Raw genomic sequence first — 21,802 nt, forward strand, 5'->3', positions numbered from 1 at the left:
GTCGGTTTCTACGATGGGGGAGATGTCGGCAGGCGCTTCACACGGAGGAAGCTAAGGGTGTTCTCGGTGCAGGTCACGCAGGAAGAGCGGGGAGTGGTGTTCGCGTTGCGCGGCGAACTCGACTTCGAGAGTACGGTGCAGCTGGATGAGGCCGGAGCCGGGGAACTGGCCCGGGGGCGGGACGGGGGCCTGGTGGTCGCCGACTGTACTGCTCTGTCCTTCTGCGATTCCTCGGGTATCAACGCGCTGCTACGGCTGCTGCGCCAGCTGGCGGGCCAGGAGCGGGCACTGCGACTTGCCGCCGTGCCCAATCCGGTTGCTCGTCTGTTCTCTCTGACGGGGCTGGACCGGGTCTTCGACGTGTACGCCACGGCGGGCCACGCCCTGGCAGCGAGTGTGAGCAGTCATGACAGGGTGTCTGCTGACGTGGACGGCTCCACGCGGACACAGGAGAGGCAAAGTATATGAAGCGCGTACCGGAGCAGCCCGCGGCACAGCCGGCGGGCTCGGCGGGTACACGCACCGCGGCCGAGGCCGGGGACGATGATCTGCGGGCCCTGTTCGGTGAATCTGCTGCCCTTTTCGCCTGCTTGGCGGGGCCGGCCCACATGCTCGAAACGGCCAACAACGCGTTCTTCACTGCGATCGGCGCCGACCGGATCCGTACCGGACTGCCGTTGGGGCAGCTGATGCCGGAGCTCGTCGGGCAGGGGTTCATCGCTCTCCTGGACCGGGTGTACCGCACCGGTCGGCCCTACTCCGCCCGGCACGCCCGCGTGCTGCTCGGAACGGGAGCCGATGCGCGAGAGGCGTTCTTCACCTTCACCTACGAGCCCAGCCTGGACGTCGGCGGCAACGTCACGGGGGTGCGGGTGATCGGAGTGGAGACCACCCAGGTCATGCAGGCCCAGCGGCTGACGGCCGAACACCGGGTGCTGCTGGAGCAGATCGCCCGCCAGGCGCCCCTGCCCGACGTGCTGGAGGGCATGGCCCGTGCCATCGAGGACCTCGCTCCGGAGGAAGTGCTGGTCTCCGTCCTGCTCGCCGACGCCGACGGCCGGCATCTGCGACACGGGGCCGCTCCGAGCCTGCCCGCCTTCTACAACCAGGCCATCGACGGCATCGCCACAGGTGACGGCGTGGGCTCGTGCGGTACCGCCGCGCACCGTCGCCAGTCGGTGATCGTCACCGACATTGCCACCGACCCGTTCTGGAACGAGTTCCGCGACCTGGCCGAGCGTGCCGGGTTGGCGGCGTGCTGGTCCACCCCCATCCTGGCCCGCGACAAATCCCTGCTCGGCACCTTCGCCATGTATCACCGGGTGCCGTGCGAGCCCCAGGAAGCCGACTTGGCCCTGGCACGGGTCTTCGCCGACACCGCCGCCCTGGCCATCGAACGCCACCGGGCGGAGGAGGCCGAAAAGGAGGCCAAGGCCCGAGAGGAAGCAGCCCGCGACGACCTCGCCTTCCTCCTGGAGGCCAGCACCGCACTGACCGCCGATCTCGACGTCACCCAGGTCCTGACACGCCTCGCCGCTTCCTGCGTGCCGAAGCTGGCTCCGCTGTGCGCCGTCGACATCATCGAGGGCGGCCGGGTGCGCCGAATCGCGACCGCCGCTCCCACCGAGGCGGACCGGGATCTCCTGGCTTCCCACATCCCGGTCTACGACGCCGCCGACGACGCCGTCGCCCGTGTCCTCGCCTCCGCGACCAGCGAGGTCGCCCGGCGTGCCCCCACCGGGCCCGGCCCCTGGCACGACCTCGAGGTCACCGGCTACCTGTGCGTACCGCTGGCCGACCGGGGAACCCCCCTGGGCGCCGTCACCTTGCTCTCCACCGGCGAGCACGCCTTCGACGGCCACACCGTCGCCCTGGCCGAAGAGCTCGTGCGCCGCGCCGCGTCCGCGGCCCGTAACGCCCGCCAGTACAACTATCGCCACGCCCTCGCGCATGACCTCCAGGCAGGCTTGCTCCTTCCGGACCTGCCCGACGTTCCCGGTGCGGACGTGGCGACCTACTACCACCCCGCCGGCGAGGGCCTCGATGTCGGCGGCGACTTCTACGACGTCTTCCCGCTGGAGGATGACCGGTGGGCGTTCCTGCTCGGCGACGTCTGCGGACGCGGGGCGATCGCGGCGACCACTACCGCCCTGGTGCGTCACACCGCTCGCGCCGTCGCGCCGCTCCTGCCGGCCCCCGCGGACGTCGTCAGAGCCATCAACCGGGCGCTGACCAACAGGCCCGACAGCCACGGCACCGGCTTCGTCACCCTCGTCTACGGCCAGCTCACCCCAGCGCCCGCCGGCGGCCTGGACATCGAACTGGTCCGCGCCGGTCACACCCCACCGCTGCACCTGGACGCGCGGCACACCAGTTGCCCGGTCGACGCGCCAGGGCTGCTTCTCGGGGTCGCGACCGACCCCCATCTCACTCCTTGCCGGCTGCACCTGGGGCCGGACGAGAGCCTGGTCCTCTACACCGACGGCATCACCGAGGCACGCCGTCGTGACGGCGAACTGTTCGGCGACGCCCGCCTCTCCCGAGCGGTGACCACCGCGCCCGCCCGGCCCAACGCGCAGAACGTCATCGACGCCGTTGTCCAAGCCGTCCATGCATTCAACGAAGGCGACGACGGTGACGACGACCAAGCCATCCTCGTCCTCACCGCCACCAAGCCCTGACCAGGTGGCTCCGGAGGCGACCCGTCACCTCGCCCGGGCGCACCGGGCCCTGTGCGTGTCTGGCCGATCAACCAACTCTGACGGCTGCTGCGGGGCGTTACTGACAGGCGGCCGGTGACTGGGGGCATGGTCAGGCGGAATCGGAATGCCGGCCGGGGCCGAGTTCGGGGTGGGCTTCGAGCAGTTGGTCGGTGGCCGCCTGGCGCCAGGCGGCCTCCAGGATGTCGCGGAGCCCGCCCAGGCCTTTCAGCGCGGCGAGCCGTACTCTCACCCAGGACGATGCGGCTTCGTGTGCGGGCACCCAGAAGGCCATCTCTCCCACGACGAGCTTGGCGCAGGGGTCGCCGCCTTCCTCGTCCTTCACCCGATCTTTGCTGCTTTCGTTGGCGGGGCGCCCAGTGACCGGCGGCTGCGCCGAGCACTACTAGGCCGGCACCGCGGTCGGAACCCCGCCACGGGGCGCGGGCCCCTGCTCCGGGTACAGGGAAGGCCGGTTGTTACCGTGCACCCGTGCCTCACTCCTCACGCGACACACCGGAAGGCGCCGGTTGGGGAAACTCCCAACTCGGCACGTACAAAAGCCTGATGCCCGCTCGGGTGGAAAAGCTGTCGTGGCTGAATCCCGGGACGCTGTGGGCCGCCCGGAACGGCGTCCTCGCCTCCTGGTTCGGGGATCCGACGGGCCGGACCCGCAGTCGCTGGGTGGAGCAGGCCGTGGCCGTAGGCGCTCCCCCCGACGCGGTCGTCCGCCGCACGGACGCCGACCACTTCTCTTTCATGGTCATCGGTGACACCGGTGAAGGCGACGATCCCCAATACGCCGTGATACCCGGCTTCCTGAAGGTCAGTCAGGGAACCGACTTCGCCGTGCTCGCCAGTGACGTGATCTACCCAGTGGGGAGCACCGACGACTACGGCACGAAGTTCTTCCGCCCCTACCAGAACTATCCGGCGCCCATCTATGCGATACCGGGCAACCACGACTGGTACGAGGACCTGCAGGGCTTCATGCGGGTCTTCTGCGAGGCTCCGCCGCTGGCGTCCGAAGCGCACCCCCGCCCTCTGACGCGGGCCTGGTTGCGCTCGCTGCTCTGGCACGCTCCGGGCAGCACCGACGAGCATCGTCTCGCCCAGGCGCGGGCGTTGCGCTCGGAGCCGTCCCAACAGGCCGTCCAGCCGGGCCCGTACTGGGCCGTCGACGCCGGGCCGATACGGATCATCGGCATCGACACGGGCCTGCTGGGCACCCTCGACGCCGAACAAGGCCGCTGGCTCCGTGAAGTGTCGCGCGGTGACCGGCCCAAGATCCTGGTGACGGGGTCTCCGCTGTACGTGGACGGCGAGCACCACCCGTGCGCCATCGAGGGCGGAGGCACGGTGGACGCCATCGTGCGCGACCCGGAGAACCACTACGTCGCGGCGATCGGCGGCGACATCCACAACTACCAGCGGTATCCGGTTCGGGTGGACGGCGGGCGCACGATCCAGTACGTCGTCGCCGGCGGCGGCGGAGCGTTCATGCACGCCACGCACACGGTCCCGCGGGTCTCCGTCGCCGGCGTGACGGAGCACGACTTCCGCTGCTATCCGCTGCGCGGCGACTCGTTGGCCTTCTACAGCAGGCTGTACGGGAACCGGCTGCGGATGCCGCGCTTCTTCACGCTGACCGAGGCCGAGGCCCTGGCGGTGGTCGCCGAAAGGCTGGGCGTCCCGCCCGTCCGCGCGCAGGGGGAGCCGGTTCGCGTCACCCGGCGCATCCGCCTGGTCGCCAGTCTCCTCGGTGCGGGTCGGCGGCCCGACCGCAGGGCGCGTTTCCGGCTGCCGGTGCGCAAGCTCTACACGCAGCTCTTCTCACCGGGTTCGGCGACGTACAGCCCGCCGTTCTTCAAATGCTTCCTGCGGCTGGACGTCACACCGGCCGAGATCCGTCTGCGCTGCCACTCGGCGACCGGGACCCTCGACCACGAGGTCGATCCGCCGGTCGAGGACGAGGTGACCATCCCGCTCTCTTGACGCCCACACGTACCACCTGCAATCGCCGCCACCGCTCGGCATGCGCTGCCCGGCCGCCCCTTCCACTGCTGGAGGACGGCGGTAGATGACCGCGCCGTCGGGCCGTACCGGGGGCAGGCTGAGGCGCGGTCATGTCGATGAGGAGCAGCCCGTGGTGGTCGGGGGTGCCGGGCGCGGCGGTGTGGACGCCGATGCGCCGGCCGGGGGTGCGGCGTATGCCGGCTCCGGGAGTGAGGCCGACGTGTTCGAGCCCCGGCGCCACCGGCGGCCGGTGCTCGCCGGTGGCGTCCGGCGCATCAGGCGCGGTCGTGGAGGGTGATGTGGTAGCCGTCGGGGTCGGCGAAGGTGAAGGTCCGGCCGAAGGGGCCGTCGACGGGTGCGGAGACGATGGTGTGGCCGTCGCCGGCGAGAGCGTCGTGGATGGCCTGGACATCGGTGGCGTGCAGCCAGATCGCGGCTCCGATGCCGGGCTGCGGAACGGATGCGAGATCGGTGCCGGGCGCGATGTCGCGGAGTGCGAACGCGATGGGCTTCGTCTCGAAGACGACGGCGTGCGGGGGCCCGGCCTGTGAGCGGACGAGGCCGAGGTACTGCTCGTAGAACACACGCGACGCGTCGAGGTCGCGCGCCTGGAGCGAGATGAAGTCGGGGCCGGTGACGGGCATGGTGACTCTCCTTGCCTTCGTGTCAGATTCCTGACACGGACAACGGTATGTCAGAATGCTGACATGAGTCAAAAGGGTGCCGGCGTCGACCTGGACAAATCACTGGGCTACCTGCTGAAAGAGGCCTCGAGCGCCTTGCGCGTGGCCATGGAGGAGGTGCTGCGGCCGCTCGGCATGAGCGTGACGCACTACTCCTGCCTGGAGCTGCTGGCGCAACGGCCGGGTCTGTCGAACTCGGAGCTCGCGCGCGGCGCCTTCGTGACCCGTCAGTCGATGAACGTACTGCTCCAGACCCTGGAACGTGACGGCTATGTGACCAGGCCCGCTGCGGCGCCCGTCGGGAAGGTGCTTCCCGCGCGGCTCACGCCTCGCGGTCGGCGGAGCCTGGAAAAGGCGACGGTCGCGGTCCGCTCCGTCGAGGTCAGAATGCTGTCCGGCATGACCGGAGCCGAGCAGTCGAGGGCGTTCGGAATCCTCCAGGGCATGATCGATTCCCTGCGCGCCGACGACGACGGCGCATAGGCGCCTTGTCGGCGCGGACCGCGCGGCGCGCTGGCGACCTCATGCTGGTGGACTGAACAAGTGCCTTGCCCAGCAAGGGCATTCACTTTGGGCGCGCCCCGTGTGGCCCGGTGTTCCGCCCGGCTCGCCTACGTCACCGGCCCAACGCGGGAGGGATCGCCGAACTCCCCACCGGCGCGTATGCAGAGTTCCCCCCTCCGCGTCACCAGCCTCGCCCAAACCCTCCTCACCCCGAATCTGGCCGGCTCAGCGCGAGGAGCGAAGAAGCTCATCGAGGCCGAACGTCGACCATCGGGCCGTTCGTGACAGCGAGGTCCGGCCCGATGAACGTGTCAGAGTGCGTCCGCTGCCCCTACTTCCGGACTCGCCTCGGTGCGCCACAGGTGGAGCGCGTCGGCGTCGCGGAGTCCTTCGGCGACTTGGTGGCGTTCGGTGTCGGTGATGCCGAGGGCATTGAGCCGGCGGCGCCATTCGTCGACGCCATCGGTCTCATCCAGGGCGGCGGCGAGCTCGATGAGGTGAGCGAGAGCGTGGGCCACCTCCAAGGGCGGGGCGGTGTCTCCGTGCCTGCGCAGGGCCGTGGTGATCACGCGCAGGGCGGTGCGGTCGTCGGTCTTGAACTCGGCGAGGATGCGGGCGTGGTCGAGCGCCTTGGCCAGGCCCGTGAGGTGCTTGGAGCCGCCGTATTCCAGCTCGGCGGGTTCGTCCCGCTGGATGAAGATGATCGAGTTCCCGGACGGGTCGATGACGGTGAATCGGCTCGCCCCGGGCCGGTACCGGGTGATGCGCGGCCTGCCCTTGGCCAGGACCCTGCCGTAGGTGGCGCGCATGGCCCGGCTGAACTCCGCGTGGTACGGCGCGACCGCGTCGACTATGACCAGGCATGCGCCGGCGTCCTCCTGGTCCGGGTCGATGTTCTTCGGCGGCGTCCCGAAGTGCAGCGCGAAGCCGCTCCATTCCAGCACCAGGTAGATATAGGGCCGGGCCTGCTGGTAGGTGACTTCGAATCCGAGCGCCTGGTAGAACTCCAGCGTCTCCTCAATTGACACGCACGGCATCACCGGCACTGTCGTCTCGTTCGCCCGCACCATCGGTTCTGTCACGCTCGACACCCCTTCGGTTCCAGTCCCGCCTCCGACCTCCGATCCTGCCGTAGAGCCGATCCCGCCGCCTATGAAGCTTTACGAGTGGGTGCGTGATGGTGGATCAGGCGTGTTTCTCGTCTCCGTGGCTGATCCTCAGGCCCGCACAGTGCGGTCGAACACGAGGCTGGCGGTGGCCTGGCAGGCGGTCGCTTCGGTAGGTCCAGCGGGTCGGTTGCTTCAAGCCGTCCGGCCGAAGACTGTGACGTGCCCGTGCCCGTGCCCGTGCCCGTGCCCGTGCCCGTGCCCGTGCCCGTGCCGGGGCCGGGGGCGCCTGGCGGTCTGCGGGGAAGGCTCGGGGCTGTCGTTCCGAAGCCGGTGTCGGTTCATCGGGCGGTGAGAGTGTGCGCCCATGGCTCGTCGATGTCTGCGAGGCCCAGCACGGCGACGACGTTGTCGAGCATGCCGGCGCCGAACCAGCGCCGCACGGCGTCGTCGTTGCCCAGCAGTTGCTGGACGGTGGCGACCTGCTTGGCGTAGCACCGGCGCACCGCCTGTGCCACCAGCGGTTCGCCGGCGGCACAGTTCGCGTGCATGAGGAAGCGCAGGATCGTGCGGTCCGCGACGAGCGCGGTGTAGGCGTTGCGTGCGGCATCCACCGCTGCCTCGGGCGCCGGCGCGGCGCCACCCTGGGCCGGTGAGTGAGTGACCAGTGTTTCGGTCATGACGACGGACACGTGATCGACCGCCGCCGCGAACAATGCTTCCTTGTTCGGGTAGAGGCGGTAGAGGTACGGCTGAGAGATACCGGCCCGCTGGGCGATCTCGTGTGTCGTCGTACCGTAGAAGCCTTTTCGCGCGAAGCAGTCGACCGCGGCGGCCATGATGGTCTGCCGTCGTTCGTCGCTCTTCGTGCTGGTGCCGGGCGCGGGCATGGGCGTCAGTTAAACACGGCTCTTCTCAGCGCCCAAAAGTCACGCCGAGGTCGGGGTCGGACGGCACGTCGTCGGGCGTGAGTGCCTCGATCGCCACCAGAGGGTTCCAGTAGTCCAGATAGTGGGTGATGCGCGCGTCATCATCGGTCCGGACGACGGAGATGCACGTCTGCTCGTACGGCTTGCCGGTCGCCAGGGCAGTGCCCTTCGAGCGGAACTCGGCGATCACGAGACCCGGGTCGACGGTGTCGTGGAAGACCAGGTCGACGAACTCGACGTCGAAGGTCTCGGGAAAATTGCTCATGTGTGCGACCAGTGCGTCTCGCCCCGTTACCCGCTGAGGCACGCCGGCCGGCGCATACGGGAACTCGAGCACTGCGTCGGGGGCGAACAGCTCCACCCATTCCTCGGTGCGTCCTGCGGCGGTCAGGCGCAGGTGCTCGGCCACGGCATGCTGCGCGGCGGCGCGGCGGGCGACGTCTTCCTTGAGTGTCATCTTCACTCCTCTGTTAGTGATCGACCTATAACCTACCGCCGAACGCCGCTGTCGGATAGGCCGAGGCCGGCCCGAAAGGCCGGATCCGTAGGCCGGAGCGTCTCGGGGGCGTGGCCGAACGGCCATGGGACGGCAGTGGGTTGAGCTTTGGCGATCTCTCACGTCGGCAAGGGACCTGCGGCACGGCACGGCACGGCGCGGGCAAGGCTCGGCCATGCTGCCCGCAGACCTCTGGGAGATGCTCGTGTTCGTCGCACTCGTGCTACCGATTTCCTCCAAGGTGAGTGATCTGTTCCCATGCGGGCCGACCGCGCGGGGTGCAGCGTGCCGCCGGGGCGGGGCTCTGCCACACGTTCTGGGGGAGCCGGGATGCTGTCGGATGAAGCGATCAACCGTGAGGCGGAGTTGGCGCGGCTGAGTGCCGCGGTGGACGCGGTCTTCATCGTGCTGAAGCGGCGGGTCGACCGGCGCGGCGGCGAGCCTCTGATCAAGCTCTCGCCGCGGCGTCCACGTACTCCTTGACCGCCGCCACACGGGCGTCCGGATCCGGCCCGCAGTTGACGTTGTCGCGTACGCGGTCGGATGTGACGAGCTCCGACGCCTGCTCGAAGTGGGCCGGGATGGGCAGGATTTGAGCCAGTTCACCGGGCAGTTGCTCGTTGGCCCACAGCCGTTGCGCGGTACGGACCGCCTCTTCCTTCGTCCACGTTCCAGCAGAGATCGCTTCTGGTGCAGGGCGGCCTGGTACCGCCAACGCCGCGCCGGAAGCGCCGGAAGCGCTGGATCGAGGAGGCGTCGGGCGTCTTGGCGATGGAGCCTTCGCCCATGTGACCCGCCACCTCTGCGGGCACCGGCCCGAATACTCTCTGGCCCGCGATGCGTAGCGGAATGCCCGCTTTGGGGCTCAGTTGCGACTCTTGTGCCTGCGCCACCTGCTGCCACATCACGCACCAGCGCGCCCCACCTCCCAACGATCACTGCGTACTCCTGTTCTAGGGTGTGGGGGAGAAGTGCAGTAGAGGGGACACTGAGTGTGAGCAGGCGCGGTGGGGCTGGGCTGGGGCGGCGGGGTGGCGAGGAAGACGGCCATGGCGTCGCTCGTGGGCGTCGGCGCGCGGCCGCCAAGCGAGGCCCGAGCGGTGCGATGGCGAGGTGGTGGCGTGCACTCTCGCCGATCGTCGCCCTCCTGCGCACCGTGCCAAGGCGCTTGCGGCCCGCCTACCCCCGGCCCGGCCGCGCCGGCTGGCGGCGCTGGGTTCCGTCTTGGCGGCAGTGGCTCGGACTCGCCGGTTCCGGTGTCCTCGGTCTGTGCTGCTTGATCGGATACGCCTACGCGACCACCGACATACCGGACGATCTCAATACCTTCGCGACACAGCAGGACAATGTCTATTACTGGTCCGACGGTTCCAAGATGGCTCGTACGGGCTGGGTCAGCCGGCAGGAGATGCCGCTCGACAAGGTGCCTCCGAAGGTCCAGGCCGCCGTACTCGCGGCCGAGAACGCGAGCTTCTACACCGACTCCGGAGTCTCGCCCTACGGCATCCTGCGCGCCCTGAAGGCCTCGGTCACCGGCGGCGAGTCCCAGGGCGGTTCGACCATCACCCAGCAGTACGTGAAGAACGCGTATCTCAACCAGGACCGCACCGTCTCGCGGAAGTTCACCGAGATCCTGCTCGCGGTGAAGCTGGACCGGCAGACCAGCAAGAAGCAAATACTCCAGGACTACCTCAACACCAGTTGGTTCGGGCGCGGCACATACGGCATCCAGCGGGCGGCACAGGCCTACTACGGCAAGGACGTCTCCCAGCTCAATCCGAGTGAGGGTGCCTTCCTGGCCTCGCTCCTCAAAGGCGCCGCGCTCTTCGACCCGGCCATCAGCAAGGAGAACCACGAGCGCGCCGTGGATCGCTGGGGCTGGACCCTGGACCGGATGGTCTCCACCGGCGCTCTCACCCGCGCCGAACGCGCGAAGTACACGAAGTTTCCCGAGCCGGTGGCGCCTACCGTCACCGGCGACGCCAAGGGCCAGTCGGGCTACCTGGTGGAACTGGCCAAGGCGTATGCGACCAGGGCCGGTCACATCAAGGACGCCGACTTCGACCTGGGCGGCTACCAGATCTACACGACGTTCGACAAGTCCCGCATGACGGCCTTGACCGCTGCCGTGCAGAAGGCGCAGAAGAGTTTCGACGCCACCCGGCGGCCCACCACCGACGCGCACGCGAAGATCGGTGCGGCGAGCGTCGCCCCTGACGGCCGGCTGCTCGCGGTCTACGGCGGACCCGACTACCTGAAGCAGGGTTTCAACGAGTCGAACGCGACCACCGTTCCGGTCGGGACGGTCTTCACGCCGTTCGTGTACGCCACCGCCCTCGATGACGGCATCGTGCGCTCGCGCGACAAGCCCCGCACCCCCATCAGCCCGTCCGCCCAGTACAACGGGAACGACGACGTCACCGTGAAGACGCCCGAAGGCCCGTACTGGGACCGCGGCGGCAAGGTGGCGAAGGGCCAGAACGACGGCGGACGGAACTGGGGGCAGGTCACCTTGCGCCAAGCCATCGCCAACTCCGTCAACACCCCGATGCTTCAACTCGGCCTTGATGTCGGGCTCGACCGGGTCGACGCCCTCGCCGAGCGCTCGGGCCTGCTCGCGTCGAGCCTCGGCCCGCACGTTCCGCTCTTCGCTCTCGGCGAGAACTCGACGCCCAGCGCCATCCGCGTCGCCGGAGCCTACGAGACCTTCGCCGCGGAAGGCATGCACACCGAGCCGTACTCCGTGCGCGCGATTTCCCGCAATGGTGCGGCGATGCCGCTCGACAAGCCGCAGCCGGCCCGCGCTATGTCGGCCAAGGCCGCCCGTGCGGTGACGGACGCCCTGCGGGACGCGGTGACACAAGGAACCGCGAAGAGCGCGCGTACGGCGCACCCGGGCACCGGGGGCAAGACCGGAACCACCGCCGGGAACACGGTCGGCTGGTTCGCGGCCAACACCGCACAGGAATCGACGGCAGTGGTCGTCTACCGGATGTCCCTGACCGATCTCATTCCGCTGTCCTTGACCGGCCTCGGCGGCGATGCGCCCAAAACCCCGAGCAGTGACCGAGCGGTGCGGCTGTGGTCGGACTACATCAGGGCGGTGAAGTGACATCCCGCGTCAAGCCGGCAGGCGCCACACGGAGGTGTTGAAGTGACCGCGGCCGACGTGATCCCGGCATCCACGGCGCGCACCGCGCACCGCGCGCCGCAGTGCCTCCGGAGGAAGACCAACCCCCGGCTCGGCTCTGCCCGTCGGACCCGTTCGACTACTTGACCAGCGTCTTCCAGTCCGGTGCCTGTGCGGGGTCGAGCAGGCGCAACTGGGCCAGCACCTTCGGGTCCTGGACGTCCAGCCAGTCGGACAGTTCACGGAACGACACGCATCGCACGCCCTCGCGCGGACAGACGTCCTTCATGACGTCCTCGACGGCCTTCATGTAGATGCCGCCGTTCCAGTCCTCGAAGTGGTTGCCGATGTACATCGGGGCCCGGCTGCCGTTGTAGACGCGGTTGAAGCCGTTCAGATACGACTTCCGCGTCTGCTCCTGCCACGCCGCGTACTTCGCGGGGTCGCCCTGGGTGCTCTCGCCGGACTGGTTGTAGAGGAAGTTGAAGTCCATGGAGAGGACTTGCACCTCCTTGCCCTGCAGGGGCATGAGTTGCAAGGGGAAGTTCCAGATGCCGTCGATCTTGTTCGGCCAGAGCTGGAAGTCGCCCGACGAACTCGCGTCGTAACGCCAGTCGTACGGTTTGATCGCGGTGATGAGGTTCTTCTGCCCTTCCAGGCAGGGAGCGCGGCCGCCGACGACCTCACGGTCGGGGTCGAAGGGGAGCGGCGCCTCGTCGGTGAACCCCGTGTTGGTCTTCCACGTCTTCACGAACGAGTACGCCTGGTCTATTTCGCTCTTCCACTCGGTGGGACTCCAGTCTCCACCGCCCTTGGGGCCGCAGAAGTGGCCGTTGAAATGCGAGCCGATCTCGTCGCCGTCGGCCCAGGCGCCGCGCAGTTGCTCCAGGGTCGTCCTCACGTGCTCGACGGTGGGGTAGGAGATCGCGGCCGAGCCCTGGCTGTGCTGCGGCGGGTGGTACAGCATCCGCTTGCTCTCGGGCAGCAGGTAGATGCCGGTCAGGAAGAACGTCATGTGTGCATTGTTGGCCTCGGCTACCTGGCGGAAGTGCGAGAAGAGGTGGTCGTCTCCCTCCAGCGCGCCGTCCCAGGAGAAGACCACGAACTGCGGGGGCTTCTCGCCCGGCTTCAGCCGCTGCGGCTTGAGCTGGCCGGGCTGTGGGCCGGTGTACGAGGTGGAGCCGTCCCCGAGCACCTTGGTCTTGCCGTCCCAGGCCTCTTCCTTGCCCTTGCCGGGGCCGGCCTTTCCGTCCGGCCCCGAGGAGGGGGAGGCCGTGGCCTTCTTGGCCCGCTCGGCCGCGTCGGACGGGCTGCCCGCCGTGAAGGCGTACGCGGTGGTAGCGGTCGCGCCCAGCGCCAGGATGGCGGCGCCGACTCCCAGCCTCTTGCGGTTCTGCGCCTTCCTGCGCGCTTTCCGGACGGCCCTGGACTCCGCAGGAACACGGGAGGCGTCGTCGGTGTCAGCCATCGCAGTTGTGTCCCCCATGATCGCCACAGCCGCCGCGTGTGGATAGTTGGTGCGAATATAGAACTTATTTGGCATGCCTGTCGTACCACAAGTCCCTGTGGTCGCCCCTCCCGCACCAAGCCCAGCGGGCGCGGCGGCAGAGACCCGGCGCAGGGCGGGCGGCCCGGTTTGTTCGTGCCGCTCGCAACCGCTTCTGCGGGCTTGCGCAAGACGGCAGGAAACCGGCGGCAGGAGTTCGGCCCAACCGAAGAGCTGTGCAGGTGCGGGGCCCGGCGCATACCGCCGGGCCCCGCACCTGTGACGTTCCGCACTGAGGCTCCGTCAGATGTCGACTGCGGTCGGCGTGTAGCCGACGGCCGCGTCGGTTCCCGGAGTTCCGGACGGCGGGGTCCTGCCGACGCGGTAGCGGACGCTGCCGTGCTCGACCACGTCGCCGGCCCGGTAGCGGTCCGCCACGGCGGGGTCGAACGTGAAGGGGCCGGTGGCGCCATCGGGTCGCCCTTGCTTCGAAGTCACCCCGAAGACCTCGCCGTCGTACTCGTTCGCCATGCGTCCTCCTTGCTGATCGGGCGGCTGACGCGACCGTCCTTGGTCACGCCTCGTCGTGCCAGTTGCGCCTGCCCGAGCACGGCGGACGCACACACCATCCGTCCAGCCAGGGGTTCGCCGAGGCCTTCGAACAAAGCCGGGTTGCCGTCGCGGCCTGCGAACGGGTTCGAAGACGCGGCGACTTATGCCAAAATTCGACCCCCCAGGTCCATGTGGACCGGTGACAAGGGGAAAACAGTGATATCAAAGACATTCCGACCTGCCATGGGCGTCGCGTTGGCCGGAATCCTGTCGTCGGCGTTCCTGCCGACCACGTTCGCCAGTGCCGCCCCGAGGCCAGGCTCGGCGGACAGCGCGACCGTCAGCACCTTCGCCCGCATAGCCGGCGACGTCCTCACGCAGCGCAGCCAGGCCCTGGTTGAGGACCGGGCCGGCCGCCACACTGCGACGACCACCGGCGCCAAGGCCCGTATGTCGCCGCAGTTGAAGCGGGACGAGGACGCGGCCCTGGCGTCGCTGCGGTCGCGCAAGGCACGGCTGAACGCACTCGGTGAGAGCTACACCGACGCGGACACCCACGTCGCCGTGAACAAGGCGACGGTGTCAGGTCGCCGGGCGACCGTGGAGGTCACCGAGGACACCACGCTCACCTACAAGAAGATCCGTGGCGACGAGCCGGCCACGACCGGCTTCCGGACGCGGTACGAGCTCGCGCTCACCAACACCGCAGGATCCGCTTGGGAGTTGACTTCGATCAAGTCCAAGGACAACGGACCGGTCGCCGTCAACGAGCCGACGGTTGCCAAGGCCGCCGTCACGGACGACGGACAGACCTACCCGGACGGCACTCCGGCGTCCACGAAGTACCCCGCGCCGGCCAAGCCCAAGACGAAGACCGGCACGGGTTACGACTACGCCGCGATGGCCGCGTACGCCGAGAAGTACTGGAAGAACTACAACCCGGCCTACCGGCAGTTCAACGGCGCGGGCGGCGACTGCACCAACTTCGTCAGCCAGGCCCTGAAGGCCGGCGGATGGAAGAACGCGCCCGGCTCGACGTCCGACTATCGCAACTGGTGGTACGACGGCGCCCTCCAGACCAACTCCTGGGTCGGCGTGAACGACTTCGCGTGGTTCACGCTCTCCAACCAGCGTGCCACCAACCTGGCCAACGTCTACCAGATGGACGTCGGCGACGTCCTTCAGATGGACTTCGACCGGGACGGGTCCAAGGACCATTCCATGATGGTGACTTATCGGAGCAGCACCGGAACTCCGTACCTCACCTACCACTCGACGAACACCTATCGGAAGTCGCTGGCGAGCCTCATCGCCTCGTACCCCAACGCGGTCTACTTCGCCTACCGCACCTGATGGTTGGGCCCGGCGGACGGCTACCGATCCGCCGGGCCTCGCCCAACCAGGAACTGTCTCTCGTAGCGGGTGGCGACGGCGCGGAAGCCCTTGAGCCGGTTGATGGCGCGTTCGACGGTGTTGTGCCTCCTGTACCGCTCGCTGTAGAAGCCGGTGGGCCGACCGCCGGGTGCGCCGCGGCCCTTAGGGTGTCTTCGCTGCCGCGGATCCGGCCCCTCCATGATGCTCGCCGACCGCGCCTATTCCGCATGGTCATGGTCGTGAGGAAAAACGTCACCCACCGGGTCGAGCCGTCACTCGATCTGCCAGCCACGGACACGCTGACGTGCCAGGCCATCCCATTCGGCGACATCGACCTGGACGCGTAGGGACGACAGGCCCACCGAGCCGCTGCTACGCGGTGGGCGCTGTGCTCAGTCGGCCCCGGTTCTGCGACGCGGATGTGAGGATCAGGCCGCGCGCTCACCGCGCCAGGCTGTACATGACCGATCGCGGACGCTTATGGCGGTGAATCCGTGCCTTGGGCCGATCGCATTGAGCATGCCGCCGGATGTCTCGACCACGCGGGGGGTGCCGCGGCTCGAAAGGATGTCTCACCCAGTCAGACCCGGGCGGCCGGTGACCCGGCGCTCCGGGCAGGGGGCGTGGGCAAGGCGCCCCGACAGGTGGCCTGCCCAACCTCGGACCCGCCACTGGTCGCTGACCTGCCACTGGCCGCTCTCGGCGGGGAGGCTTCGGACGGCGGACGGGCCGGGCGAGGACGCCCTCTCGGCCGGACGGCCCGTGAAGGCGTGGCGCTGCGGTGGGACAGCGAAGCGGCCGGTCGGGTCACGACCCCGGCACATCCTGATGCCCGAGCTCCCGGAGGCTGGCGAGCACGACTTCGCCGGTGTTCGGCCCGGTTGTGGCCGCGGCCAGCCCCGCTACTGCTGCGCGCGGGCGGGGCTGGCCGCGGGCCATTACCGGCAAGTGCGGTTGCCGAGACCTGCGGCCTGCCTGAGGGGCTCAGGACGTGCTGGGAGGGATGCCGCTGCGCGCCAGGGTGCCGAGGCGCGGCCGCCTTTCGGCGAGGGCGACCGCATGGGTGGAACTGCCGATGACGATGATCAGGGAGCTGTCACAGCCAACGCCCCGCGAGGTCAGCTCGTCGGTATCCGCCAAGGGCCCCGCTGTCTCCGACATTCCCGCGCTGTCGCATCGCACATATGCTCCGACAGTGTTCGTGGGGACCAACCGGCGTACCCTTGGGATTGTGGGAAGCGCACCGCACCGAGTGGTGGTGATCCGGTACGCGAGCGCCGAGTTCCGGAGTCCCCATGACACCCCAAACCCGCGGCGGTACCAGCGACCGGCCGAGCTGGGATGAGTGGCTGTCCAACCGCAGGCGGCAGCCGACCACGGCCATTCTGTGCGCACTGGTCGGCGTGACGGCCGTCATCGACCTCGCGACCGGCACCGGAACTCAGATCATCCATCTGTCCGGCTTGGCGGCGCTCATAGCAGCGATGCTCTGTACCACCCGGCAGGTCGTTCTGGTGGGGGCGTTCTACACCGCCTCGGTGGCTGTGGTTTACACCAGTGAGCTGGCCAACTCGGGCGCCCCCACCGTGATCGCCTCGATCACGGGCTCCGCCGTGGCGGGGATCGCCTGCGTCCTGTTGTGCAAGTCCCGGTGGGAACGCGAGCAATTGTTGGCACGGGTCCGGTCCGCGGCCGAGGCCGCCCAGCGGACCTTGCTGCGCGAACTGCCGCTGCACACCGACGACGCGGTGGTGGATGGACTGTACGTGTCGTCCGCCCAGGACGCCCTGATCGGCGGTGACATCTACGAGGTCCTGCCCACGCCGTACGGCACCCGGGTGCTCATCGGGGACGTACGAGGCAAAGGCCTCCCGGCGATCCACGCCGGGGCCGCCGTTCTCACCTCCTTCCGGGAGGGTGCGTACCACCAACCCTCGCTGCTCGGCGTGTGCACCCGGATGGAAGAGGCGCTTTTGCGCCACAACCATTACGCGCGGGACACCGGAGACGGCGAGCGGTTCGTCACCGCGTTGGTACTGCAACTGGAGCCGGCCGGGCGGGCTGAAATCGTCGGGTGCGGACACACCGCACCCTTCCGGCTCGGTGGTGGCAAGGCCGAAGAGATATGGCTCGACGACCCCGGACTCCCGCTCGGGCTCGGCAACTTGGCGCCGCAGGCGCGCACGGCTCAGAGGTGCAGCTTCCCCGCGGGGGAACGGATGGTGCTGTGTACAGACGGGGTGACCGAGGCACGCGACGGCAAGGGAGTCTTCTATCCCCTGGTCGACCGCCTGAGCACATGGGCCGATCTGCCCTCGCCCGAACTGGTGGAACGGTTGCGGCTTGATCTGCTGCGGCACACGGGGGATCAGCAGAGTGACGACGCCGCCATCCTCGTCGTGCGCCGCAACGACTGCGTCGCTGCCGACGAGGCAGCAAGTGCGGACGGCCCGTGACAGCACATCGGCTGTGCCGAGCGCAGATCATGTGTGTAACCAGCTTCGGCAGGTCTCAGCGTCGGCCGGTTCCGGAGACGGGGCGAGGCGATGGGGCCGCATTCCCTACGCTCCGCACCGCATAGGCGGGCACGCTCCACAAGGACGGCACCTCCAGCTACCTGGGCCATCCGCCAAGCGCACCCTCTATGCGCACTTCAGAACCAAAGACGAGCTCGTCCTCGCCCATCTCAAGGACCTGTCCTCGACGGGACGCACCCTGGAGGGCGTGCCGGCACGCGAGGACATCCCTGCCAAGGAGCGAATCCTCGCACTGTTCGACCCGCCCCCGACCGGCACGGATCCCGTGCGTGGATGCCCGCTCATCGACGCCGCCGCGGAGTTCCCCGACCCCCAGAACGCGGTCCACTCCTACGCCCGCGAACAGAAACTGCTGATGGTGCGACTGGTGACCGGACTGGTAGCAGAACTGGGCTGCCGCGAGCCCGCCGTCCTCGCCGAGCAACTCGTGACCCTCGCGGATGGCGCCGCGAGCCGCGCCATGGTGCTGGGCGAGTCGAACTACGGCCGGCACGCACGGACAGCGGCGGAGACCCTCTTCGAAATCGCTCTGCCGACCACGATCTGACAGGCCCCACCGGGTTGCTCGGTACGCCGGGTGCCTGATGCGGATATCCCGCTGCTCGACCGAGAGGGAAGCGGGACTTTCACAACAGGCCCTGGCGGCGGTCGCGATCCTGGTCGAAGGTGGCGAGCCGTGAGATGAGCTCGGAGGTCTCGGGGGCGGTGAGCTCGCCGTGAATCGCGAGTGCCCGCCGACCGTGGTCGCGGGCGGCATCGGGGTCGTCCTCGGCGAGGGAATGGGCGAGGCCCTGATGGGCGCGGGCGATCTGCGGACTGTTGTCGATGGCGGAGGCGATGTTCAGCGCCCGCCGGTGGCGACGGCGGGAGGCTTCGTGGCGGCCGGCCGCGTGGTAGGTGACAGCGAGATCGTTGAGGAACTCGCTCTCGGCGCGTCGGTCGCCGGTCCGGCGGGCGAGCCAAAGCGCTCGGGCGTGGTGGCGGACGGCGTCACCGAACTGTCCCAGCTGCCGGTGGCCGGTGCCGATGTTCGTGAGGGTCAGGGCTTCGCCCCAGGGATCACCGATGCCGCGGTACCGATCGAGGGCCCGACGGTGGTGGTCGAGTGCCTCGGCGGTCCGCCCGAGGCGGGCGTAGACGGAGCCCAGGCTCGTCAGGCTCAGGGCCTCGCCCCAGGGGGCGTCCAGGTCGGCGTAGAGGGCCAGGGCCTGTCGGTGGAGGTCGATGGCCTCCTCAGTGCCTCCCAACGCACTCTGTGCGACACCGAAGTTGGTGAGGATGACGGCCTCGCCCCACGCATCACCGATCTTGCGGCACAGAGCCAGAGCCTCCAGGCCCCGGCTGAAGGCGTCCTCGTGACGTCCGGCGTACCAGCAGGCGATGGCGAGGCTGGTGAGGATCTCGGCATGGGCCAGGCGGTCGTCGAGATGCTCGACGGCGGCCAGGGCGAGTTCATGGGTACCGACCCAGTCCAAGGTGCGTCCACGGATGTCGAAGAAGTGCTGGAGCACGTGGGCGTACCGCCAGACGTGCTCGACGCGGCCCCGCGCGGCGGCGCAGGTGATCAGCGCGACGAGGTTCGCGTGCTCGGCCTCGTACCAGGCCAGGGCCGGCGCCCGGGCGCTCACGTCCGGGGCGTCCACGGGCGGCCGGTCGATCTCGAACGCGAGCAGCCGCTGTCCCGGGGCCACCACCTCGCGGGCGTTGAGCGCGGTGAACAGGTAGTGGTCGAGGAGCCGGAGCTCCGCCTCGTCCTGCCGGGCGGGCGGCTCGGACTCGCGCAGGACCTCCTGTGTGTGCCGCCGCAGGAGGTCGTGCAGTTGATAGCGGTGGGGTTCGTACTGTTCCAGCAGGTGCACATCGACGAGTTCCTCCAGCCCCTGCCGTGCCGTCGCCTCGTCCGTGCCTGCCAGCGCCGCGGCCGCGTAGGCGTCGAGATCGGTACCGGGATGCAGCCCGAGGAGCCGGAACAGCCGCTGGAGGTCGGGGCTCAGACGCGCGTAGGAGAGGGCGAAAGCCGTACTGACCGCACGCTGGTTGCCGCTTTCCCCGGACCGTAGCGAGCCCGCGCGCAGCTCGGCCACGAGGTCTTCCGGCGTCCACGCGGGCCGGTGGGCGAGCCGAGCCGCGGTCATCCGGATGGCCAACGGCAGGTAGCCGCACAACTCGGCGATCTCGGCGACCGCCTCGGGCGCGTCGACGACCCTGCCGCGCCCCGCGATCCGGGCCACCAGTGCACACGCATCGGCCTCCGGCAGCACGTCGAGCGACAGCGGAACGGCACCTTCCAGGGACAGGAGCCGACGCCGCGAGGTCACGATGACCGCGCACGAGGCGGAACCCGGCATCAGCGGTCGTACCTGCTCGGCATCGGCGGCGTTGTCCAGCAGCACCAGTGCCCGCCGTCCCGACAACGTGGTACGCCACAGCGCCGATCGCTCCTGAAGGGAGTGCGGGATGCGCGCGCCGTCGACGCCGGCCATGCGCAGCAGTGCCTCCAGTGCCGATGCCGGTCCCGTCGGCGCGTGCCCGGGCGTGAAGCCGTGCAGGTCGCAGTAGAACTGGCCGTCCGGGAAACGCTCGGCCATGAGATGGGCGGCGTGCACCGCCAGCGTGGTCTTGCCGACGCCCGCCATGCCGTCGATCGCCGTCACCACCACCGCGCTCGTGCCGCCGCCGAGGAGATCCGCGAGACGGGTCACCTCTGTGGTGCGTCCAGTGAAGTCCGGTATGTCGTACGGCAGATAGTGCCGACGCTCCGTGGGGCCTGGGCCTGCTGCGCCCTTCCACTCGTCGGCCGAGGCCGTGGCGAGGAGGCGCCGCTGGTCGTCCGTTCCCAGCCCGAGCGCCTTCGCGACCTCCCGCACCGAGGCGACGCGCGGCACCCGGCCCTGGCCGCGTTCCAGCGCGCGGATGGTCCGGGCCGACAGTCCGGCCCTGTCCGCCAACTCCTCCTGCGTCAGGCCGGCCCGCCGCCTGTAGTCACGCAGCACCGTGTCGAACCGCTCCGGCATCTCCTCCTCCTCTCCCAGAAGGCCCGCACCGCGCGGCATCGCGCCCCACGGCTTCCCTTCTCTGCGGGACTGTGGCCCATCCGGCACAACGTCCGCTGAACGTCCGCTGGACGTCCTGTCGGTGGCAGGGGTCCGGCGGCAGCATCGTATGCGTCCCGCCGGACAGAGCGAGAAGGAGCAACCACCGCTACAGCGAAGGCAGTTGCGTGCACGGGTGTCCGTCGCGCGGCGGGGACGACCATCGCACATCTCATCGCCAACTGGGAGACCGGCATGATCAAAGGCCGTATCGCAAGGACCGCAGCCGCAACAGCGCTCGTTCTGGGAGGGGCGCTGTCCATCGCGCCGAGCGCACTGGCAGACAGCGGCTCGGCGACCACCACCGTTCCTCTGGCCGGCGACTCCGCGCAGGTGTCGTGTTGGGGCCAGCGGGTGGTCGGCAGTGCGGGCCACCACGGGAACAAGACCTGGTGCAACTCGGGCCGATACCGCGAAGTGATCACGTGCGAGACCCTCGGGGGCTACCAGTACGTCCACTACGGCCCCTGGGTGTGGGCCAGCGCGGAGAGCACCGCTTGGTGCAACCTCGGCGACGAAATCATCGGGGACCGGACGCAGGTGGGTTGAGCGACAGGCTCCCGCCATCGTGAGTACCGGCCCCAGCGACCTGCTGCTGGGGCCGGTCGACTTCATGAACGGTGACGGAGCCCGGCGACCGGCCGCCGGATGCTCGGACGTCCGTTCGGCATCGTTACGGCTGCAGTGCACGTCCTTCCCCTGCCCCGGTTCCGGCGAGGGCGGGTCTTGTCGTCAGACCGACCGGGGGAGCGGCTACGGCCTTCGGATACGTGGCCCGGCCGATCCCGCTCCTTCGATCGGAAAGCATCTCGGGCTCGGCGCTCCGACCATCAAAGGTTACAAATAGTCGCAATGCGTAATATTTTGAGACATCTCGGGTGAGGCGGCCCACAGGACCTAGGTCACATACGAGCAGGCCTAGTGGCCGTCGGCGTGCTCTGGCCGTGCCCTTGCCCGCCCGCGGAGTGTGCGGAGGCTGCCGTGCCCCGGCCGGTGGTGGGGAGGCCGTATGGGCTGGCTGCGAAGTCCGTTAGTAGGAGGGGGGCATTGCCAGGCCATCGGGGCGTCGGTAGAACTGGATGAGTCGCCGAGCGGCACGGGTGCTTCATCCGCCGCAGACGAGCCCTCCCGATCGTGTGAGTGGCTCACGTATGCCCCGGCATGCCGCGACCGTCCTTGTTCCCTTCGGAAGGCCTCT

At 69.1% G+C, this 21,802-nt stretch carries 19 protein-coding genes; 10 read left to right on the forward strand and 9 right to left on the reverse strand.

The window, feature by feature from the left end:
- Window positions 1–57 precede the first annotated feature (57 nt).
- Both ACFYZA_RS06765 and ACFYZA_RS06770 read left to right on the forward strand, forming a co-directional pair.
- The gene (locus ACFYZA_RS06765) at window positions 58–468 is read left to right on the forward strand and encodes an STAS domain-containing protein (RefSeq protein WP_388487897.1); all 411 of its coding nucleotides are present in this window, start codon (window positions 58–60) and stop codon (window positions 466–468) included.
- Window positions 465–2,681, forward strand: a complete 2,217-nt coding sequence (locus ACFYZA_RS06770) for a GAF domain-containing SpoIIE family protein phosphatase (RefSeq protein ID WP_388487898.1) — start codon at window positions 465–467, stop codon at window positions 2,679–2,681. Before ACFYZA_RS06765 ends, ACFYZA_RS06770 begins: the two co-directional genes overlap by 4 nt.
- A 130-nt stretch (window positions 2,682–2,811) precedes the next feature.
- On the opposite strand, the gene ACFYZA_RS06775 is transcribed toward ACFYZA_RS06770, so the two are convergent.
- A complete protein-coding gene (locus tag ACFYZA_RS06775; RefSeq protein ID WP_388487901.1) occupies window positions 2,812–3,045 on the reverse strand; it encodes a hypothetical protein in 234 nt (77 codons plus the stop codon).
- 146 nt (window positions 3,046–3,191) lie between these two features.
- On the opposite strand from ACFYZA_RS06775, the gene ACFYZA_RS06780 reads away from it, so the two are divergent.
- A complete protein-coding gene (locus ACFYZA_RS06780) occupies window positions 3,192–4,694 on the forward strand; it encodes a metallophosphoesterase family protein (RefSeq protein WP_388487904.1) in 1,503 nt (500 codons plus the stop codon).
- Between the two features lie 296 nt (window positions 4,695–4,990).
- On the opposite strand, the gene ACFYZA_RS06785 is transcribed toward ACFYZA_RS06780, so the two are convergent.
- Entirely contained in the window at window positions 4,991–5,359 is a 369-nt protein-coding gene (locus ACFYZA_RS06785) for a VOC family protein (RefSeq protein ID WP_388487905.1), read from the reverse strand.
- Window positions 5,360–5,422: 63 nt separating this feature from the next.
- On the opposite strand from ACFYZA_RS06785, the gene ACFYZA_RS06790 reads away from it, so the two are divergent.
- Window positions 5,423–5,881 (forward strand): MarR family winged helix-turn-helix transcriptional regulator, encoded by a 459-nt coding sequence (locus ACFYZA_RS06790; RefSeq protein ID WP_388487907.1) that lies wholly within the window; start codon window positions 5,423–5,425, stop codon window positions 5,879–5,881.
- Window positions 5,882–6,213: 332 nt separating this feature from the next.
- Here the strand turns inward: ACFYZA_RS06790 and ACFYZA_RS06795 are convergent, their stop codons facing one another.
- From ACFYZA_RS06795 to ACFYZA_RS06805, 3 genes are all read right to left on the reverse strand, one after another.
- Complete coding sequence (locus ACFYZA_RS06795; protein WP_388487910.1) at window positions 6,214–6,984, reverse strand: glyoxalase; 771 nt, start codon at window positions 6,982–6,984, stop codon at window positions 6,214–6,216.
- Between the two features lie 365 nt (window positions 6,985–7,349).
- The gene (locus tag ACFYZA_RS06800; RefSeq protein ID WP_388487911.1) at window positions 7,350–7,898 is read right to left on the reverse strand and encodes a TetR/AcrR family transcriptional regulator; all 549 of its coding nucleotides are present in this window, start codon (window positions 7,896–7,898) and stop codon (window positions 7,350–7,352) included.
- 25 nt (window positions 7,899–7,923) lie between these two features.
- Window positions 7,924–8,394 carry a nuclear transport factor 2 family protein gene (locus tag ACFYZA_RS06805; RefSeq protein ID WP_388487913.1) on the reverse strand — a complete coding sequence of 157 codons (471 nt, stop codon included), beginning with the start codon at window positions 8,392–8,394 and terminating at the stop codon, window positions 7,924–7,926.
- Window positions 8,395–8,763: 369 nt separating this feature from the next.
- Between ACFYZA_RS06805 and ACFYZA_RS06810 the strand changes: the two genes are divergently transcribed.
- A complete protein-coding gene (locus tag ACFYZA_RS06810) occupies window positions 8,764–8,916 on the forward strand; it encodes a hypothetical protein (protein WP_388487916.1) in 153 nt (50 codons plus the stop codon).
- Between the two features lie 622 nt (window positions 8,917–9,538).
- Window positions 9,539–11,545, forward strand: a complete 2,007-nt coding sequence (locus ACFYZA_RS06815; protein ID WP_388487918.1) for a transglycosylase domain-containing protein — start codon at window positions 9,539–9,541, stop codon at window positions 11,543–11,545.
- 157 nt (window positions 11,546–11,702) lie between these two features.
- On the opposite strand, the gene ACFYZA_RS06820 is transcribed toward ACFYZA_RS06815, so the two are convergent.
- A complete protein-coding gene (locus tag ACFYZA_RS06820; RefSeq protein WP_388487920.1) occupies window positions 11,703–13,031 on the reverse strand; it encodes a hypothetical protein in 1,329 nt (442 codons plus the stop codon).
- A gap of 321 nt (window positions 13,032–13,352) precedes the next feature.
- Entirely contained in the window at window positions 13,353–13,580 is a 228-nt protein-coding gene (locus tag ACFYZA_RS06825) for a hypothetical protein (protein ID WP_382597030.1), read from the reverse strand.
- 264 nt (window positions 13,581–13,844) lie between these two features.
- Between ACFYZA_RS06825 and ACFYZA_RS06830 the strand changes: the two genes are divergently transcribed.
- The gene (locus tag ACFYZA_RS06830; RefSeq protein WP_388487922.1) at window positions 13,845–14,954 is read left to right on the forward strand and encodes an amidase domain-containing protein; all 1,110 of its coding nucleotides are present in this window, start codon (window positions 13,845–13,847) and stop codon (window positions 14,952–14,954) included.
- Window positions 14,955–15,959: 1,005 nt separating this feature from the next.
- On the opposite strand, the gene ACFYZA_RS06835 is transcribed toward ACFYZA_RS06830, so the two are convergent.
- Entirely contained in the window at window positions 15,960–16,115 is a 156-nt protein-coding gene (locus ACFYZA_RS06835) for a hypothetical protein (RefSeq protein ID WP_388487925.1), read from the reverse strand.
- Window positions 16,116–16,270: 155 nt separating this feature from the next.
- Here ACFYZA_RS06835 and ACFYZA_RS06840 point away from each other — a divergent pair, with 155 nt between their 5' ends.
- Together ACFYZA_RS06840 and ACFYZA_RS06845 are read left to right on the forward strand one after the other, a co-directional pair.
- Complete coding sequence (locus ACFYZA_RS06840) at window positions 16,271–17,431, forward strand: PP2C family protein-serine/threonine phosphatase (RefSeq protein WP_388487927.1); 1,161 nt, start codon at window positions 16,271–16,273, stop codon at window positions 17,429–17,431.
- A 268-nt stretch (window positions 17,432–17,699) separates the two neighbouring features.
- Window positions 17,700–18,059 (forward strand): hypothetical protein, encoded by a 360-nt coding sequence (locus ACFYZA_RS06845; RefSeq protein ID WP_388487929.1) that lies wholly within the window; start codon window positions 17,700–17,702, stop codon window positions 18,057–18,059.
- Window positions 18,060–18,138: 79 nt separating this feature from the next.
- On the opposite strand, the gene ACFYZA_RS06850 is transcribed toward ACFYZA_RS06845, so the two are convergent.
- Window positions 18,139–20,526, reverse strand: coding sequence for an ATP-binding protein (locus tag ACFYZA_RS06850; RefSeq protein WP_388487930.1), 2,388 nt, complete (start codon window positions 20,524–20,526; stop codon window positions 18,139–18,141).
- A 273-nt stretch (window positions 20,527–20,799) separates the two neighbouring features.
- On the opposite strand from ACFYZA_RS06850, the gene ACFYZA_RS06855 reads away from it, so the two are divergent.
- Window positions 20,800–21,153, forward strand: a complete 354-nt coding sequence (locus ACFYZA_RS06855; protein WP_382597020.1) for a hypothetical protein — start codon at window positions 20,800–20,802, stop codon at window positions 21,151–21,153.
- Window positions 21,154–21,802 lie beyond the last annotated feature (649 nt).

Source organism: Streptomyces sp. NPDC001828, assembly GCF_042892175.1.
Taxonomy (GTDB): Bacteria; Actinomycetota; Actinomycetes; order Streptomycetales; family Streptomycetaceae; genus Streptomyces.

What these genes read in the sequence shown, in the direction of transcription:
- ACFYZA_RS06770 (WP_388487898.1), top strand. Translation starts at nt 465, where the DNA reads ATGAAGCGCGTACCGGAGCAGCCCGCGGCACAGCCGGCGGGCTCGGCG.
- ACFYZA_RS06785 (WP_388487905.1), bottom strand. Translation starts at nt 5,359, where the DNA reads ATGCCCGTCACCGGCCCCGACTTCATCTCGCTCCAGGCGCGCGACCTC.
- ACFYZA_RS06790 (WP_388487907.1), top strand. Translation starts at nt 5,423, where the DNA reads ATGAGTCAAAAGGGTGCCGGCGTCGACCTGGACAAATCACTGGGCTAC.
- ACFYZA_RS06800 (WP_388487911.1), bottom strand. Translation starts at nt 7,898, where the DNA reads ATGCCCGCGCCCGGCACCAGCACGAAGAGCGACGAACGACGGCAGACC.
- ACFYZA_RS06805 (WP_388487913.1), bottom strand. Translation starts at nt 8,394, where the DNA reads ATGACACTCAAGGAAGACGTCGCCCGCCGCGCCGCCGCGCAGCATGCC.
- ACFYZA_RS06810 (WP_388487916.1), top strand. Translation starts at nt 8,764, where the DNA reads ATGCTGTCGGATGAAGCGATCAACCGTGAGGCGGAGTTGGCGCGGCTG.
- ACFYZA_RS06815 (WP_388487918.1), top strand. Translation starts at nt 9,539, where the DNA reads ATGGCGAGGTGGTGGCGTGCACTCTCGCCGATCGTCGCCCTCCTGCGC.
- ACFYZA_RS06820 (WP_388487920.1), bottom strand. Translation starts at nt 13,031, where the DNA reads ATGGCTGACACCGACGACGCCTCCCGTGTTCCTGCGGAGTCCAGGGCC.
- ACFYZA_RS06825 (WP_382597030.1), bottom strand. Translation starts at nt 13,580, where the DNA reads ATGGCGAACGAGTACGACGGCGAGGTCTTCGGGGTGACTTCGAAGCAA.
- ACFYZA_RS06830 (WP_388487922.1), top strand. Translation starts at nt 13,845, where the DNA reads ATGGGCGTCGCGTTGGCCGGAATCCTGTCGTCGGCGTTCCTGCCGACC.
- ACFYZA_RS06840 (WP_388487927.1), top strand. Translation starts at nt 16,271, where the DNA reads ATGACACCCCAAACCCGCGGCGGTACCAGCGACCGGCCGAGCTGGGAT.
- ACFYZA_RS06850 (WP_388487930.1), bottom strand. Translation starts at nt 20,526, where the DNA reads ATGCCGGAGCGGTTCGACACGGTGCTGCGTGACTACAGGCGGCGGGCC.
- ACFYZA_RS06855 (WP_382597020.1), top strand. Translation starts at nt 20,800, where the DNA reads ATGATCAAAGGCCGTATCGCAAGGACCGCAGCCGCAACAGCGCTCGTT.